Source organism: Halomonas borealis (genome assembly GCF_004798905.1).
Classification (GTDB): domain Bacteria; phylum Pseudomonadota; class Gammaproteobacteria; order Pseudomonadales; family Halomonadaceae; genus Halomonas; species Halomonas borealis.
This window is the reverse complement of the sequence record NZ_SDMO01000013.1, coordinates 73,742-88,679: the sequence shown is the minus strand read 5'-3', so window position 1 is coordinate 88,679 and position 14,938 is coordinate 73,742. Positions and strand designations below refer to the sequence as shown.

Sequence of the window (14,938 nt, the reverse complement as noted above, 5' to 3'; positions counted from 1 at the left end):
ACCGAGCATTTTTCGATAACGCCGAAAAACCTCAAAGAAAACAAGTGCTTCTACCACCCATCACCGCCTGCAACGTTGCCCGTCGCCGGCAGCGGATGCGTACTTTACGGATTACGGCGGGGCCGCGCAAGCCCCCGGCCAAGAAAAAATATAGCCCACTCCTTCCGGGGGCACCATGTTTTTCCTGCCTGGCCCGCCGGCCCAATCGAGGCCGTGCCTCTGGACGCTACCCTCTCGCAATGCGCCCTGGCATGACGGTCGCGTCGTCGCCTCGGCGTACGAGCGCCTCAGATGACGAAGAGATCGACGAAACGGTGAACGGCGGCCTGCTCCAGGCGTGCCTGATCGCCGCAGAGCGCCATGATCTCGGCGCAGCGCCCCGCCGGGAAGCGCGTGGCCAGGTTGCGCTCGAACTTTTCCTCCAGCAGTGGGATGCCCTCTGCCCGCCGGCGACGGTGGCCGATGGGGTACTCGACCGCGACCCGCTCGGTGGCGCTGCCGTCGCTGAAGAAGACCTGGATGGCGTTGGCGATGGCGCGCTTCTGGGGATCATAGTAATCCCGGGAGTAACCCTCGTCCTCGACCACCTCCATCTTGCCGCGCAGCGCGTCGATCTCCGGGTGAGACTGGTGGAAGGCGTCCTCGTAGTGCTCGGCGGTCAGGCCGCCGAAGATCAGCGGCACGGCGGTCATGTACTGGAGGCAGTGATCCCGGTCGGCGGGGTTGGCCAGACTTCCCTCCTTGGAGATGATGCGGATCGCCGAGTCGTGGGTGGTCAGCACGATGCGCTCGATCTCGTCCAGCCGATCCTTCACCTGGGGGTGCAGGATCATGGCCGCCTCGCAGGCCGTCTGGGCATGAAACTCGGCCGGGAAGGAGATCTTAAACAGGATGTGCTCCATCACGTGACTGCCGAGCTCGCGCTGGAAGGTGAAGCGGCGCTGCTCCTCCGGCTTGGTGGCAAGATCCCGGTTGGTGTGGCTGAACAGCACGTCGTAGAAGCCCCACTGCGGTGCACTCAGAACGCCCGGGATACCCATCTCGCCGCGCATTGCGATGTCGGCCAGGCGTACGGCGCGGGAGGTAGCGTCCCCGGCGGCCCAACTCTTGCGCGAGCCGGCGTTGGGCGCGTGCCGATAGGTGCGCAGGCTCTGGCCGTCGACGAAGGCATGGGAGAGCGCCGCGAGCAGCCGTTCGCGATCGGCGCCCATCAGCTTCGCCACCACGGCGGTGGAGGCCACCTTGACCAACACCACGTGATCGAGCCCGACGCGGTTGAAGGAGTTGTCCAGCGCCAGCACGCCCTGGATCTCGTGGGCCATGATCATCGCCTCGAGCACCCGACGCATGGTCAGCGGCGGCTGGCCATCGGCGACCCGCCGTTGGGAGAGGTGGTCGGCCACGGCCAGGATGCCCCCCAGGTTGTCGGAGGGGTGGCCCCACTCGGCGGCCAGCCAGGTATCGTTGTAGTCGAGCCAGCGGATGGTGGCGCCGATGTCCCACGCCGCCTTGACCGGATCGAGCCGGTAGGCGGTACCGGGAACCCGCGCCCCGTGGGGCACCAGGGTGCCCTCGACCAGCGGCCCGAGGTGCTTGGTGCATTCGGGGAAGCGCAGCGCCAGCAGGCCACAGCCCAGGGTATCCATCAGACAGTGGCGCGCCGTCCGAAGCGCCTCCTCTGCGTCGACGGTAAAGCCGAGGACGTAGTCGGCGATGGTCTGCAACTCGGCGTCGTATTCGGGGCGCACGTTGGTTTCCACGGTGCTCATCGGGTGCCTCCTGCGGTCGCGGGTCGGTCGGTGTCTCGTTCGACCACTCTACTCGTGCTTCATATCCATTTTAGAAAACGCCCCCGTGTCGACGACACGGGGGCGTGGCTCATCTTGGGCGATGGCGATCAGAGCGTGTCCCCGGGCACGCGCACCCAGCCCTCCATCAGCACGCGTGCACTGCGGCTCATCACCGCCTCGTCGATCACCCAGCGGCCATCGACCAGGCTCGCCTCGGCGCCGACCCTGAGGGTGCCGGAGGGATGGCCGAAGGTGACGGCGTGGCGCTTGCCGCCGCCGGCAGCCAGGTTGACCAGGGTGCCTTCGATGGCCGCCGCCGAGGCGATGGCGACCGCGGCGGTGCCCATCATGGCGTGGTGCAGCTTGCCCATGGAGAGCGCCCGCACCCGCAGGTCGATCTCGTCGGCCTCGACCGCCTTGCCGCTGGAAGCGGTGTAGCTCGACGGCGGCGCCACGAAGGCGACCTTGGGCGTGTGCTGGCGGTGGGCAGCCTCGCCAAGCTCCTGGATCAGCCCCATGCACAGGGCGGCGTGGGCGCGGAGGGTCTCGAAACGCTCGAGGGCCCGGGGGTCACCGTTGATCGTCTCCTGCAGCTCGCTGCCGGTGTAGCCGAGATCGGCGGCGTTGACGAAGACGGTAGGGATACCGGCGTTGATCATGGTCGCCTGTAGACGCCCGCCCTCGACCACCTCGGCCGGCACCTCCAGGTCATCGACCAGCCGGCCGGTGGGGAAGATCGCTCCCTCGCCGCCGGCAGGGTCCTTGAAGGCCACGGGCACCTCGGCGGCCGGGAAGGTCACGCCATCGAGCGCGAAGTCGCCGGTCTCCTGGACCTCGCCGCCCTGCATCGGCACATGGGCGACGATGGTCTTGCCGATGTTGGCCTGCCAGATGCGCACCTCGGCGATGCCATCGCGGGGCAGGTGCTCGGCGTCGACCAGGCCGGCGGCGATGGCGAAGGGTCCCACCGCCGCCGAGAGGTTACCGCAATTCCCGCTCCAGTCGACGAAGGGCTTATCGATCGACACCTGGCCGAACAGATAGTCGACGTCATGGCCGGGGTGCTCGCTCGGCGACAGGATCACCGTCTTGCTGGTGCTCGAGGTCGCCCCGCCCATTCCGTCGATCTGCTTGCCGTAAGGGTCGGGGCTGCCGATCACCCGCAGCAGCAGGGCGTCTCGCGCGGGGCCGGGGGCGCGGGCCGCCTCGGGCAGGTCGTCGCGGCGGAAGAATACGCCCTTGCTGGTGCCGCCACGCATGTAAGTGGCGGGAATACGGATCTGCGCAACCTGGCTCATGCGTGGGTCGCCTCCTCGTGCCCTGCCCCTTCCAGGAAATCCTCGGCGAAACGCTGCAGCACACCGCCCGCCCGGTAGATCGAGACCTCCTCGGCGGTCTCCAGCCGGCAGATCACCGGCACTCGCTCGCTGTCGCCGCCGGCGCGGTGGACCACCAGCGTCAGCCGTGCGCCCGGCGCGGGATCACCCTCCACGTCATAGGTCTCGGTGCCATCGAGCCCCAGGGTATGGCGGGTGGTGCCGGCCTCGAACTGCAACGGCATCACGCCCATGCCGATCAGGTTGGTGCGGTGGATGCGCTCGAAGCCCTCGGCGACGATCGCCTCGACGCCGGCCAGCGCCACGCCCTTGGCGGCCCAGTCGCGGGAGGACCCCTGACCGTAGTCGGCGCCGGCGATGATGATCAAGGGCTGGCGGCGCCCCATGTAGGTCTCGATGGCCTCCCACATGCGGCTGACCCGGCCTTCCGGCTCGACACGCGCCAGCGAGCCCTGGATCACCTCGCCCGTCTCGTCACGCACCATCTCATTGAACAGCTTGGGATTGGCCAGCGTCGCGCGCTGGGCGGTGAGGTGGTCGCCGCGGTGAGTGGCGTAGGAATTGAAGTCTTCTTCCGGCAGGCCCATCTTCGCCAGATACTCGCCGGCCGCGCTGTCGGCCATGATCGCATTGGACGGCGACAGATGATCGGTGGTGATGTTGTCCGGCAGGATCGCCAGCGGGCGCATGCCCTTGAGCCCGCGCTCGGCGGCCATGGTGCCCTCCCAGTAGGGCGGGCGGCGGATATAGGTGCTCTGAGCCCGCCAGTCGTAGAGTGGGCTCTCGGCGGCCTCCCCCGCGTCCAGATCGAACATCGGGATATAGACCCGCTGGAACTGCTCCGGCTTGACGTACTCGCCGACGATGGCGTCGATCTCCTCGTCGCTGGGCCACAGGTCCTTGAGGGTGATCGGATGGCCGTTCGGATCGGTGCCCAGCGTGTCCTGTTCGATGTCGAAGCGCACCGTGCCGGCGAGGGCATAGGCCACCACCAGCGGCGGCGAGGCCAGGAAGGCCTGCTTGGCGTGGGGGTGGATGCGGCCGTCGAAGTTGCGGTTGCCGGAGAGTACCGCGGTGGAATAGAGGTCGCGGTCGACGATCTCCTGCTGGATCGCCGGGTCCAGGGCCCCGGACATGCCGTTACAGGTGGTACAGGCGTAGGCGACGATACCGAAACCGAGCGCCTCGAGCTCGGACAACAGCCCGGCCTCCTCCAGATAGAGGCGTGCCACCTTCGAGCCCGGCGCGAACGATGACTTCACCCAAGGCTTACGCACCAGGCCCAGCGCGTTGGCCTTCTTGGCCAGCAGCCCGGCGGCCACCACGTTGCGCGGGTTGGAGGTGTTGGTACAGCTGGTGATGGCGGCGATGATCACCGCGCCATCGGGCATCTTGCCCTCCCGCTCCTCCGCCTGAGCCTGCTCATAGCCCACGGCGATGCCACGTTCGGCAAGCTCACGGGTCGCCAGGCGGCGATGCGGGCTGGAAGGCCCGGCCAGGTTGCGCTCGACGGTGGAGAGATCGAATTCCAGCACCCGCTCGTACCGGGCCTCGCCCAGGCTATCGGCCCACAGCCCGGCCTGCTTGGCGTAGGTCTCGACCAGCTCGACCTGCTCCGCTTCGCGGCCGGTGATGCGTAGATAGTCCAGGGTCTGGTCATCGATGTAGAACATCGCCGCGGAGGCCCCGTACTCCGGCGTCATGTTGGAGATGGTCGCGCGGTCGCCGATGGTCAGGCTCTTGGCGCCCTCGCCGAAGAACTCCAGGTAGGCGCCGACCACACGCTCGCCGCGCAGGAACTCGGTGATCGCCAGCACGATGTCGGTGGCAGTAATGCCCGGCTGGCGCTTGCCGGTCAGCCTGACGCCGACGATATCGGGCAGGCGCATCATCGAGGGGCGACCCAGCATCACGGTCTCCGCCTCGAGGCCGCCAACACCGATGGCGATCACCCCCAGGCAGTCGATATGCGGGGTATGACTGTCGGTGCCCACGCAGGTGTCGGGGAAGGCCACGCGCTTGCCATGCTCATCGGGGCGCGCCTGCACCACCGGCGACATCTTCTCCAGGTTGATCTGGTGCATGATGCCGTTGCCGGCGGGGATCACGTCGACGTTCTCGAAGGCCGTCTTGGTCCACTCGATGAAATGGAAGCGATCCTCGTTGCGACGATCCTCCACCGCACGATTCTTGTCGAAGGCATCGGACTCGAAGCCGGCGTGTTCGACGGCCAGGGAGTGATCGACGATCAGCTGGGTCGGCACCTTTGGATTGACCCTCGCCGGGTCACCACCACGCTCGGCGATGGCATCACGCAGGCCAGCCAGGTCGACCAACGCCGTCTGGCCGAGGATGTCGTGGCAGACCACACGGGCCGGATACCAGGGGAAATCCAGGTCACGCTTCCCGTCGATGATCTGCTCGAGGGCGGCATCGCGCAGGCTCGGCTCGCAGCGGCGCACCAATTGCTCGGCCAGCACCCGGGCGGTATAGGTCAACGTCTCGAAGGCGCCGGGGCGGATCGCCTCGACCGCCTCGCGGGTATCGAAGTAGTCCAGCTCGGTGCCGGGAAGGGGCTTGCGGTAATCGGTATTCATGGCGTGGCCACCCTCGGATCGGGTCGTGGACAGGGGAAGAGGCAACGGCGGAGGTGATCTCGCCGGAGGCAAGACGAAGCGAGGGCGCTACACCGTGGATGGCGCCGGTCGCGCCAAAGGATCGGTTGACGGTGCCCTCGCGTAGGCGTGTCCCCGGCGACTCTCATGCCGGGGCATCGAGCCGGAGCGTCAATCGCGCTCCTCGATCGGCACCCACTCGCTATGCTCTGGCCCGGTATAGTCGGCGCTCGGTCGGATGATGCGGTTGTTCTCACGCTGCTCGAAGACGTGGGCACACCAGCCGGTGACCCGAGACATCACGAAGATCGGGGTGAACAGCTTGGTAGGAAGGCCCATGAAGTGATAGGCGCAGGCATGGAAGAAGTCGGCGTTGCAGAACAGCTTCTTCTCGCGCCACATGACCGCCTCGACGCGCTCGGACACCGGGTAGAGCACGCTGTCGCCCGTGTCCGCGGCGAGTTCCTTGGCCCACTTCTTGATGATCGCGTTGCGCGGATCGGACTCACGGTAGACGGCATGCCCGAAGCCCATGATCTTGTCCTTACGCTCGAGCATGCCGAGGATCCCTTGCTCGGCCTCGTCCGGCGACTGCCAGTTCTCGATCATCGCCATGGCCGCCTCGTTGGCGCCGCCATGCAAGGGGCCGCGCAACGAGCCGATGGCCCCGGTCACGCAGGAATGCTGGTCGGAGAGCGTCGAGGCACAGACCCGGGCGGTGAAGGTCGAGGCATTGAACTCGTGCTCGGCGTAGAGGATCAGCGAGACGTTCATCACCCGGGCGTGCAGCTCGGAGGCTGGCTCGCCGTGCAGCAGGTGCAGGAAATGCCCGCCCACCGAGGCGTCGTCGGTCTCGGTCTCGAGGCGTACGCCATCGTGGCTGAAGCGATACCAGTAGCAGATGATCGAAGGCAGCGCCGCCAGCAGGCGGTCGGCGACGTCTTGCTGCGCCGCGAAGCCTTCCTCGGTCTCGAGGTTGCCGAGCATCGAGGCGCCGGTGCGCATCACGTCCATGGGGTGGGCATCGGCGGGGATCTGCTCGAGCACGGTCTTCAGCGCCGACGGCAGGCCCCGCAACCCCTTGAGCTTGGCGATGTAGGCATCGAGCTCGGCCTGGTTGGGTAGCTTTCCCTTGAGCAGCAGATAGGCGACTTCCTCGAACTTCGCCTTGTCGGCCAGCACCTGGATATCGAAACCACGATAGGTCAGGCCGGCGCCGCTCTTGCCGACGGTACACAGGGCGGTGGCACCGGCACTCTGGCCTCGCAGGCCGGCACCGCCGATCGGTTTGTCTGCCATGGTCGTCTCTCCTTATGCATCGCTTGGCGTTATCTTGTCATGAGGGGAACGTTTACTGGCCCTCGCCCTGCTCGACGAACAGGGCATCGAGCTTGCGCTCGAAGTCGTGGTAGTTGAGGAAGTCGTAGAGCTCCTCGCGGGTCTGCATCTGGTCCACCACGTCGTGCTGGTGACCCTGGTCGTGGATGCTCTGATAGACCCTGAGTGCCGCGGCATTCATGGCGCGGAAGGCGGACAATGGGTAGAGCACCATGCGGCAGCCGACCTCGGCGAGTTCGGCCTGGGTGAACAACGGCGTGGCACCGAACTCGGTGATGTTGGCGAGTATCGGCGCGTCGAGGCGTTCGCAGAAGGCGCGGTAGTCGTCCAGCGACTGCACCGCCTCGGCGAATATGGCATCGGCACCCGCCTCCAGGCAGGCGTTGGCTCGCTCGATGGCGGCCTCGAGCCCCTCCTTCTGGAAGGCATCGGTGCGCGCGATCAGGGTGAAGTCCGGGTCGAGGCGCGCGTCGGCGGCGGCCTTGATGCGATCGACCATCTCCTGCTGGGAGACGATCGCCTTGTTGGGCCGATGCCCGCAACGCTTCTGGGCCACCTGATCCTCCAGGTGCACGGCGGCCACGCCGGCGCGCTGCATCTCCTTGACGGTGCGGGCGATGTTGAAGGCACCGCCCCAGCCGGTGTCGATGTCCACCAGCAGCGGCACGTCGGTGGCGCCACAGATGCGATGCGCATCCTCGACGACATCGTTCATGGTGGTCATGCCCAGGTCCGGCAGGCCGAACGAGGCGTTGGCCACGCCGCCGCCGGACAGGTAGATCGCCTGATGGCCAACCCGCTCGGCCATCATCGCGGTATAGGCGTTGACCGTGCCGACGATCGGCAACGGACGGTTGGCCTCGAGGGCGGCGCGGAAACGGGCGCCGGGTGTCGCTTGGGTCATGGGAGTCTCCTGTCTCGGTGGGCGCGGCTCGTCACGGGGTCATCGCCTGTTCCTGGTCGAGGACGGCGGCGTAGCGCTCGACGACGTTCTCCCGCGAGGCGCTGACGTGTCGGCGCATCAGCAGTTCGGCGAGTTCGGCATCGCCTGCCTCGATGGCATCGACGATGCGGTGATGCTCGACGAACGCCCGCTGAGGCCGCGAGCCGCTGGCGCTGAACTGGGTGCGATACAGCCGCACCAGGTAATAAAGGTCATCGCACAGCATGCCCATCAGCATCTTGTTGTGGCTTCCCTGGACGATGCGGTAGTGAAAATCCAGATCACCCTCGCGCTGGTAATAGGCCTCGCCGCGGCTCAGGTCGCTCTGCCGCTCGTGGAGCGCCAGCACCTCGCGCAACCCGGCGATTTCCTCGGCCGTCATGTGTTCGGCGGCGATCCGTGCCGACATGCTTTCCAGGGCCTCACGCACATCGAACAGCTCGAGCAGCTCCTGGATCGTCAGCTTCACCACTCGTGCTCCTACATGCGGCACTCGTTCGATCAGGCGGTGCGCCTCGAGGCGCCGCATGGCCTCGCGCAGCGGTCCGCGAGAGATGCCATAGGTACGCGACAGGCCGGGTTCGGTGATCTTGCTGCCGGGCGGCAGCTCGCCACGCACGATGGCATCCTGCAGCTGCTGGAAGACCCGCTCCGCCAGGGTGCGAGCCTCGGGCGTGTGGGCCGCGGTTGTCTGGGCGTCAGTCATGTTGATTGTCGACAATTAAGGGATGTAGGCACTCTAGACAGTGCCGTCTCGGGGGTCAATACGCGATAGGGTCGCACTTCTCCCCCTTTGGTTGTAAACAACCAAGCGCCCGACAGGATGAGCATGACCCGCCCAGCGGCTGCGTTGACGAGGCGTCGCCATCCGTCACCCCAACGGCGGGACAAAGCCCGCCATGGCGCCTAGAATGTGCCGCCTGTTGAGGGAAACGCTAGCGATGACATCACCACTCGAGATCACCCCCTACCCCTATCGAGATTCGCCCCTGGCGTCTTTCGCCGCCCTGCGCCATCGCCCGGGCGCCGTGCTGCTCGACAGCGGTCGGCCGGCCGCGCCGGGCGGCCGCTACGACATCCTCGCCTGCGACCCGCTGAGCGAGCTGGAGATCGACGCCGCGGGCCGTTGCCGGGGCGATACCACCCTGCCGTCGGACATGTCCCCCTTCGCCGCCCAGCAGGCGCTGCTGGCACGGCTGCCGAGCGCGGTGCCCGACAGCGAACTGCCCTTCCTGGGCGGGCTGATCGGCTACTGGAGCTACGACCTGGGGCGACATCTCGAGCCGATTGCCGGTCGGGCCCCACCGGCGACCGGGCTGCCGGCCAGCCGGGTCGGCCTCTATGACTGGGCGTTGATTCAGGATCACCAGCGCCAGGAGGCTTGGCTGGTGGCAAGCCCGGAGCGCCGCGCGCAGGTATTGGGCTGGCTGACAGACGCCGGCGACGAGGACGGCGACGATTTCCGCCTGCAAGGCGAGTTCACCGCGGAGATGAGCCGCGACGACTACCTGGCCCGCTTCGACGCCGTGCAGCGCTACATCCGCGCTGGCGACTGCTATCAGATCAACCTCGCGCAGCGCTTCAGCGCCCCCTTCGAGGGCGATCTGTGGGCGGCCTACCGCCGCCTGCGCCGGGCCACCCCCACGCCCTTCTCCGGCTTTCTCTCTTGGGGCGATCAAGCGCTCCTGTCGCTGTCGCCGGAGCGCTTCCTCAAGTGTGCCGACGGCCAGGTAGAAGCCTGGCCGATCAAGGGCACCCGCCCGCGCGGCGCCACACCCGACGAGGACCACCGGCTGGCCGAGGCACTCACCGCGAGCGTCAAGGACCGCGCCGAAAACGTGATGATCGTCGACCTGCTGCGTAACGACCTGGGCCGGGTATGCCGCCCCGGAACGGTACGCGTGCCGCAGCTGTGCGGGCTGGAGAGCTACGCCAATGTGCATCATCTGGTCAGCGTGGTGACCGGCGAGCTGGCCGACCGACGCTCACCACTCGAGCTGCTGGCCGCCGCCTTCCCCGGCGGCTCGATCACCGGTGCCCCCAAGGTGCGAGCCATGCAGATCATCGACGAGCTCGAGCCCTCGGCGCGCAGCGCCTATTGCGGCAGCCTCGGCTATGTCGACGTCCGCGGCCACATGGATACCTCCATCGCCATCCGCACCGCCGTGGCCGACCGCGGCCGGCTACACCTGTGGGGCGGCGGCGGTCTGGTGGCGGACTCCCAGGGCGAGGCGGAATACGCCGAGACCCTCGACAAGATCCGCCACCTGATGGCCGCGCTGAGCGGCCCCGACGAAAGCGCCTCACGGATATAAATGGCGACCCCCTTTAAGCCTTTAAGGCATAAAAGGCCAAGGAAACGATATTGGGGCCGCTCATGGCGGCTCTGCTAGGGTAGCCTCACCGCGACACCATCATCCTGGGAGGCGCTCATGGAGCCGCAACTCGACGCCATCAATCGCGACCTGGGCCAGGACCCCGAAGCCCTGGTCTGCTGGGCGCTGGCACAAGGCAGCCGGCCGATTCTCACCACCAACTTCCGCCCCTTCGAGGCGGTGCTCCTGCATATGATCAGCCGCGTGCGGCCGGATATTCCGGTGGTATGGATGGATCACGGCTACAACACCGAGGCCACCTATCGCTTCGCCGATGCCGTGGTGGAACGACTCGGCCTCAACCTGATCCGCTACATCCCGCGCCGCACCCGGGCCCATCGAGAAGCCGTCGACGGCGCCATGCCCGGGGTCGATGACCCGCGTCATGCGGCCTTCACCGAAGAGGTCAAGCTCGAGCCCTTCCAGCGTGCCCTTCGCGAGATGGCGCCGGATGTGTGGTTCACCGCGCTGCGCGCCGAGGACACCCCGGAACGCGCCCAGATGCTGCCGGTGAGCCGTAACGCCGATGGACTGCTGAAGGTCGCCCCGCTGCTGCACTGGAGCGCCCGGGACATGTATCAGTATCTGCAGGCCCACGGCCTGCCCAACGAGTTCGACTACTTCGACCCCACCAAGGTGGAAGAGAAACGCGAGTGCGGCCTGCACCTGCAGCACTGAGCCCCCGAACGCACACCGGCGCCCGTGCGTCATGCACGGGCGCCGGTAGAATCGGCGGTGGACGGCGCACGCCGTACCGAACGTCAGCGCACCGGCAGTTCGACCTCGTCGAACAGCGCCTGCTCGTGACGCGGCCCCGCGGCCAGGGCGGCATCTACCAGCTCACGCTCCAGGTGGCCGGCGAAGCCCTGCAGGAAGTCATACATGAAACTGCGCATGAAGGTGCCACGGCGGATGGCGATCTTGGTGGTGGAGCTCTCGAACAGGTGGCTGGCGTCCAGCGCGACCAGGTCATCGTCCAGCACCGGGTCCACGGCCATGTGGGCGACGATGCCGACGCCCATGCCCAGCCGCACGTAGGTCTTGATGACATCGGCGTCGGCCGCGGTCAGCACCACATTGGGCGTCAGCCCCTCGGCGCGGAAGGCATCGTCGAGCTGTGAGCGGCCGGTGAAACCGAACACATAGGTGACCAACGGATACTCGGCCAACGCCTCCAGGGTCAGCGACTCCTGCTCCGCCAGGGGATGGTCGCGGGGCACCAGCAGGCAGCGATTCCAGCGATAGCAGGGCAACAGCACCAGGTCGTTGAACAGCTCCAGGGACTCGGTACAGATGGCGAAGTCCGCCTGCCCCTCGCTGACCATCTGGGCGATCTGCTTGGGGGTGCCCTGCTGCATGTGCAGGGCCACATCGGGATACTGGCGGGTGAACTCACGGATCACCGGCGGCAACGCATAGCGCGCCTGGGTATGGGTGGTGGCGATGGACAGGTTGCCACGGCGCTCGTCGCTATGCTCCTGCGCCACATGCTTGATATTCTCGGTGAGGCGCAGCACCTGGCCGGCCAGCTCGATGATCGCCTCCCCTCCCGGCGTCACCCGGGTCAGATGCTTGCCGCTGCGGGCGAATATCTCGACGCCCAGCTCGTCCTCGAGCAGGCGAATCTGCTTGGAGATGCCCGGCTGGGACGTAAAGAGGCTCTGGGCGGTCGCCGAGACATTGAGGTTATGGCGCGAGACCTCCCAGATGTATCGCAGTTGCTGGAGCTTCATGAGCGCCTCTCCCCCTGGTTCGCCCGGCCATCAAAAGACCATTGTGAAATAAAAAAATAACTCATAATTTCTTTATAGCATATGAAGGCGCGCGACACACGCCCGCCGCCGTGACGCCGCCGCGCGACGCGGGATTTGCCAGCATCCTGACCGACCGCTAACATCGAGCCACCTAGCATGCCCGACCATCCGCGCATGACTCGTAATGCCGTAACTGGAGAATCCCCATGGCCAACAACGTCGATGTCACCAATGCCAACTTCGAGCAGGAAGTGCTCAACGCCGACAGCCCGGTGCTGCTGAAGTTCTGGGCGCCCTGGTGCGGCCCCTGCAAGGTCATGGCACCGGTGGTCGACGAGGTCGCCGCGGAACGCGATGGCAGCCTCAAGATCGTCAGCATCAACGTCGATGACGCACCGGAAATCGCCGCCGAACAGGGCGTGCGCGGTGTCCCCACCGTGATGCTGTTCAAGTCCGGCGCCAAGGTCGCCTCGCTGGTCGGCGCTCAGTCCAAGTCGCAGCTGACCCAGTTCATCGACCAGAACGCCTGATCGACCGAACGCAGGCTGAGGCCACCACGACGCCCCGGTGCTACCACCGGGGCGTCGTCGTTTGGGGCATCAGTCGACCGCTTGCTTGTCGCGCGCCGAAGGCGGCCGGGCGGCAGTCTCGATGGGGGAACTGCCCGAGCCCAGCAGATGAGCGATCCAGCGCGTCTGGGGGTGGCTGTCCAAGGCGATCTTCAGGGTCATGGTCAGCACCACCGACAACAGCATGCCCACCACCCCGAAGATCCAGCCCCACACCACCAGCGACAGGAAGGCGACGCAGGTGGAGAGCCCCAGCGCCCGCCCCATGACCCGCGGCTCGATCAGGTTGCCGAGCACGAAGTTCACCCCCAGGTAGGCGCCACTAAGCACCACCATCTTGAACAGCCCGCCATCGGGCGACACCACCAGCAGCAATACCGGTGGCACCGCCGCGATGGCCGAGCCGATGTTGGGGATAAAGTTGAGGGCGAAGGCCAGCACCGCCCATAGCAGCGGGAACTCGACCCCGACGATCTTGCACACCACCCAGATCAGCGCCCCGGTGACCAGGCTGATCATCGTCTTCACCGCCAGATAACGCTTCAGCGTCAGGCTGAACTCGCTGAAGCGACGCAGGCTAGGCGCCGGGTTAGCCAGCGCCCGGGACAACTTGTCGCGGAAGTTGAGGGTCTCGAACAACAGGAACATCACCAGCAGGGCCACCACCACGCTCTGCATCATTAGGTTGCCGACCTGACCAAGCAGCGCAGGGATCCAGCCGCCGAATTGCTCGGAGTCCAACAGATCGGCCAGACGCTCGGTGTCGATGGCAAGCCCCAGGCTCGAGAGCCGGTCGAGCAGGCCGAGGTAATACTGGTAGAGTTTCTGTTCGATGCCCGGCAGGGCTTCGACGAAGGTGCCGAAGCTGTTGACCAGCAGCAGCCCCAACAGCGAGATCAGACCGCCGATCACCACCAGCGTCAGCCACACCGAGAGCCGCAACCCGAGCCCCAGACGATGCAGCCAATGCACCGGAGCGGTACAGACCACCGCGATGAACAGCGACAGCAGCAACGGCACCAGCAGGCTGGCGCCGAGTCGCATCCCGGCGACGATCACCACCAGCGCCGCCAGCGCCAGCGTCAGATTGAGGGGGATACTGCTCTGGGTGTCGTCTTCGGGTGCCGCCATGACGCCCCTCCGTCGATGAAAGGACCGCCATCATGACGCCTGGTCGCCCGAGGCACAACGCGCCGGCACATCACCAACGTGCAAGCTCGGTGAAAACGGCCGGCCGGCAGGAACCCGACGGGCGTCCATGGTTCCAAGCCAACACACCCATCACTGACAAGGAAATCCTCATGCGCCTCACCCACCCTTGCAGCCGCCTACCAGGCGGTCTGCTCGCCCTAGCGCTCGCGTCCTTGCCGATGGCCGCCACCGCCAATGGCCAGCCCGACCCGCATCGCCTCGATGTCCAGGCCCGCGCCGAGATCGACGTGGTGCCGGATCAGGCCACGCTCAACGCTCGGCTATGGGAGCGCACGCCGGCCATCGCCCAGCGCGACGCCAGCGGCGGCGACGATGAAGCCCTCGGCAAGGCACGCGCCCGCCTCGAGGAACGCGCCGCCACGCTGATCCAGACCCTCGAGGCCGCGGGCGTCGAGCGCGACGCCATCAGCGCCGGTTCACTGCGCGTACAACCCGAGCGGCTGCGCGAACCCAGTGAGCAGGAAGGCGAGACCAAGACGCTGTCACGCACGCGCCTCGAGCGCCCGTTCGAAGTCGAGATCAGCGAACTGGATCGACTGCCGACGATTCTCGACGCCCTGACCGAGGCCGGCGTCGATTCCCTGGACGGCGTCACCTACGACCTCGCCGACCGCGATGCGGCCAGCGACGAGGCGCTGAGCAAGGCCCTGCAGCGCGCCCGGCACAAGGCCGAGCTGATGGCCGAGAACCTCGATGTCGAGCTCGGCGACGTGATGACGGTCAGCGAGAATCAGGCGCCGGTCTTCCAGCCGCGCAGAATGGCGATGAGTGCCGATGCACCGGAGAGCGGCGGCGCCAGCGAATATCGTCCTGGCACTATCTCCATCGACGCCGCGGTCAGCGTCGGCTGGAAGATCGAAGGGAAGAAGCGTGAGGAGTGAAGCGTCGCTTCCCCTCTTCCTGAACGACGCGACCCCACCGGCAACACCGGTGGGGTCGTTTTTTTCGTCCAGCTTCCAGGCGCGAAGCGCCGCTCTCCAAACGTCTAGCTGCCGGGCGAAGCCC

The 14,938-nt window shown here is 66.7% G+C and carries 12 protein-coding genes; 4 read left to right on the top strand and 8 right to left on the bottom strand.

What is annotated here, in order from left to right; all coding sequences use genetic code 11:
* Nucleotides 1-287 precede the first annotated feature (287 nt).
* The 6 genes from ETC07_RS12775 to ETC07_RS12750 form a co-directional block, all read right to left on the bottom strand.
* Nucleotides 288-1,769: a bifunctional 2-methylcitrate dehydratase/aconitate hydratase gene (locus ETC07_RS12775; protein ID WP_136248903.1), complete on the bottom strand. Its 1,482-nt coding sequence runs from the start codon at nt 1,767-1,769 to the stop codon at nt 288-290.
* 128 nt (nt 1,770-1,897) lie between these two features.
* The gene (gene prpF / locus ETC07_RS12770; protein WP_136248902.1) at nt 1,898-3,088 is read right to left on the bottom strand and encodes a 2-methylaconitate cis-trans isomerase PrpF; all 1,191 of its coding nucleotides are present in this window, start codon (nt 3,086-3,088) and stop codon (nt 1,898-1,900) included.
* Nucleotides 3,085-5,724, bottom strand: coding sequence for a Fe/S-dependent 2-methylisocitrate dehydratase AcnD (gene acnD, locus ETC07_RS12765; RefSeq protein WP_136248901.1), 2,640 nt, complete (start codon nt 5,722-5,724; stop codon nt 3,085-3,087). Before acnD ends, prpF begins: the two co-directional genes overlap by 4 nt.
* A 189-nt stretch (nt 5,725-5,913) precedes the next feature.
* Nucleotides 5,914-7,041, bottom strand: a complete 1,128-nt coding sequence (gene prpC / locus ETC07_RS12760; RefSeq protein ID WP_136248900.1) for a bifunctional 2-methylcitrate synthase/citrate synthase — start codon at nt 7,039-7,041, stop codon at nt 5,914-5,916.
* Between the two features lie 52 nt (nt 7,042-7,093).
* Entirely contained in the window at nt 7,094-7,984 is an 891-nt protein-coding gene (gene prpB, locus ETC07_RS12755; RefSeq protein ID WP_136248899.1) for a methylisocitrate lyase, read from the bottom strand.
* 31 nt (nt 7,985-8,015) lie between these two features.
* Entirely contained in the window at nt 8,016-8,729 is a 714-nt protein-coding gene (locus ETC07_RS12750; RefSeq protein ID WP_136248898.1) for a GntR family transcriptional regulator, read from the bottom strand.
* A 235-nt stretch (nt 8,730-8,964) separates the two neighbouring features.
* Between ETC07_RS12750 and pabB the strand changes: the two genes are divergently transcribed.
* Nucleotides 8,965-10,338, top strand: a complete 1,374-nt coding sequence (gene pabB / locus ETC07_RS12745) for an aminodeoxychorismate synthase component I (RefSeq protein WP_136248897.1) — start codon at nt 8,965-8,967, stop codon at nt 10,336-10,338.
* A 117-nt stretch (nt 10,339-10,455) separates the two neighbouring features.
* On the top strand, nt 10,456-11,076 hold the full coding sequence (locus ETC07_RS12740; protein WP_136248896.1) for a phosphoadenosine phosphosulfate reductase domain-containing protein: 621 nt from the start codon (nt 10,456-10,458) through the stop codon (nt 11,074-11,076).
* A gap of 83 nt (nt 11,077-11,159) precedes the next feature.
* Here ETC07_RS12740 and cysB read toward each other — a convergent pair whose 3' ends face one another.
* Nucleotides 11,160-12,131, bottom strand: coding sequence for an HTH-type transcriptional regulator CysB (cysB, locus tag ETC07_RS12735; RefSeq protein ID WP_136248895.1), 972 nt, complete (start codon nt 12,129-12,131; stop codon nt 11,160-11,162).
* A 227-nt stretch (nt 12,132-12,358) separates the two neighbouring features.
* On the opposite strand from cysB, the gene trxA reads away from it, so the two are divergent.
* Complete coding sequence (gene trxA / locus ETC07_RS12730; RefSeq protein ID WP_136248894.1) at nt 12,359-12,682, top strand: thioredoxin; 324 nt, start codon at nt 12,359-12,361, stop codon at nt 12,680-12,682.
* Between the two features lie 69 nt (nt 12,683-12,751).
* Here the strand turns inward: trxA and ETC07_RS12725 are convergent, their stop codons facing one another.
* Nucleotides 12,752-13,852 carry an AI-2E family transporter gene (locus ETC07_RS12725; RefSeq protein ID WP_136248893.1) on the bottom strand — a complete coding sequence of 367 codons (1,101 nt, stop codon included), beginning with the start codon at nt 13,850-13,852 and terminating at the stop codon, nt 12,752-12,754.
* A gap of 170 nt (nt 13,853-14,022) precedes the next feature.
* On the opposite strand from ETC07_RS12725, the gene ETC07_RS12720 reads away from it, so the two are divergent.
* Nucleotides 14,023-14,814: an SIMPL domain-containing protein gene (locus ETC07_RS12720; protein ID WP_136248892.1), complete on the top strand. Its 792-nt coding sequence runs from the start codon at nt 14,023-14,025 to the stop codon at nt 14,812-14,814.
* Nucleotides 14,815-14,938: the final 124 nt, after the last annotated feature.

Excerpts from the sequence above, each read along its gene's own strand:
- ETC07_RS12775 (WP_136248903.1), bottom strand. The coding sequence starts at position 1,769 with ATGAGCACCGTGGAAACCAACGTGCGCCCCGAATACGACGCCGAGTTG.
- prpF (WP_136248902.1), bottom strand. The coding sequence starts at position 3,088 with ATGAGCCAGGTTGCGCAGATCCGTATTCCCGCCACTTACATGCGTGGC.
- acnD (WP_136248901.1), bottom strand. The coding sequence starts at position 5,724 with ATGAATACCGATTACCGCAAGCCCCTTCCCGGCACCGAGCTGGACTAC.
- prpC (WP_136248900.1), bottom strand. The coding sequence starts at position 7,041 with ATGGCAGACAAACCGATCGGCGGTGCCGGCCTGCGAGGCCAGAGTGCC.
- prpB (WP_136248899.1), bottom strand. The coding sequence starts at position 7,984 with ATGACCCAAGCGACACCCGGCGCCCGTTTCCGCGCCGCCCTCGAGGCC.
- ETC07_RS12750 (WP_136248898.1), bottom strand. The coding sequence starts at position 8,729 with ATGACTGACGCCCAGACAACCGCGGCCCACACGCCCGAGGCTCGCACC.
- pabB (WP_136248897.1), top strand. The coding sequence starts at position 8,965 with ATGACATCACCACTCGAGATCACCCCCTACCCCTATCGAGATTCGCCC.
- ETC07_RS12740 (WP_136248896.1), top strand. The coding sequence starts at position 10,456 with ATGGAGCCGCAACTCGACGCCATCAATCGCGACCTGGGCCAGGACCCC.
- cysB (WP_136248895.1), bottom strand. The coding sequence starts at position 12,131 with ATGAAGCTCCAGCAACTGCGATACATCTGGGAGGTCTCGCGCCATAAC.
- trxA (WP_136248894.1), top strand. The coding sequence starts at position 12,359 with ATGGCCAACAACGTCGATGTCACCAATGCCAACTTCGAGCAGGAAGTG.
- ETC07_RS12725 (WP_136248893.1), bottom strand. The coding sequence starts at position 13,852 with ATGGCGGCACCCGAAGACGACACCCAGAGCAGTATCCCCCTCAATCTG.
- ETC07_RS12720 (WP_136248892.1), top strand. The coding sequence starts at position 14,023 with ATGCGCCTCACCCACCCTTGCAGCCGCCTACCAGGCGGTCTGCTCGCC.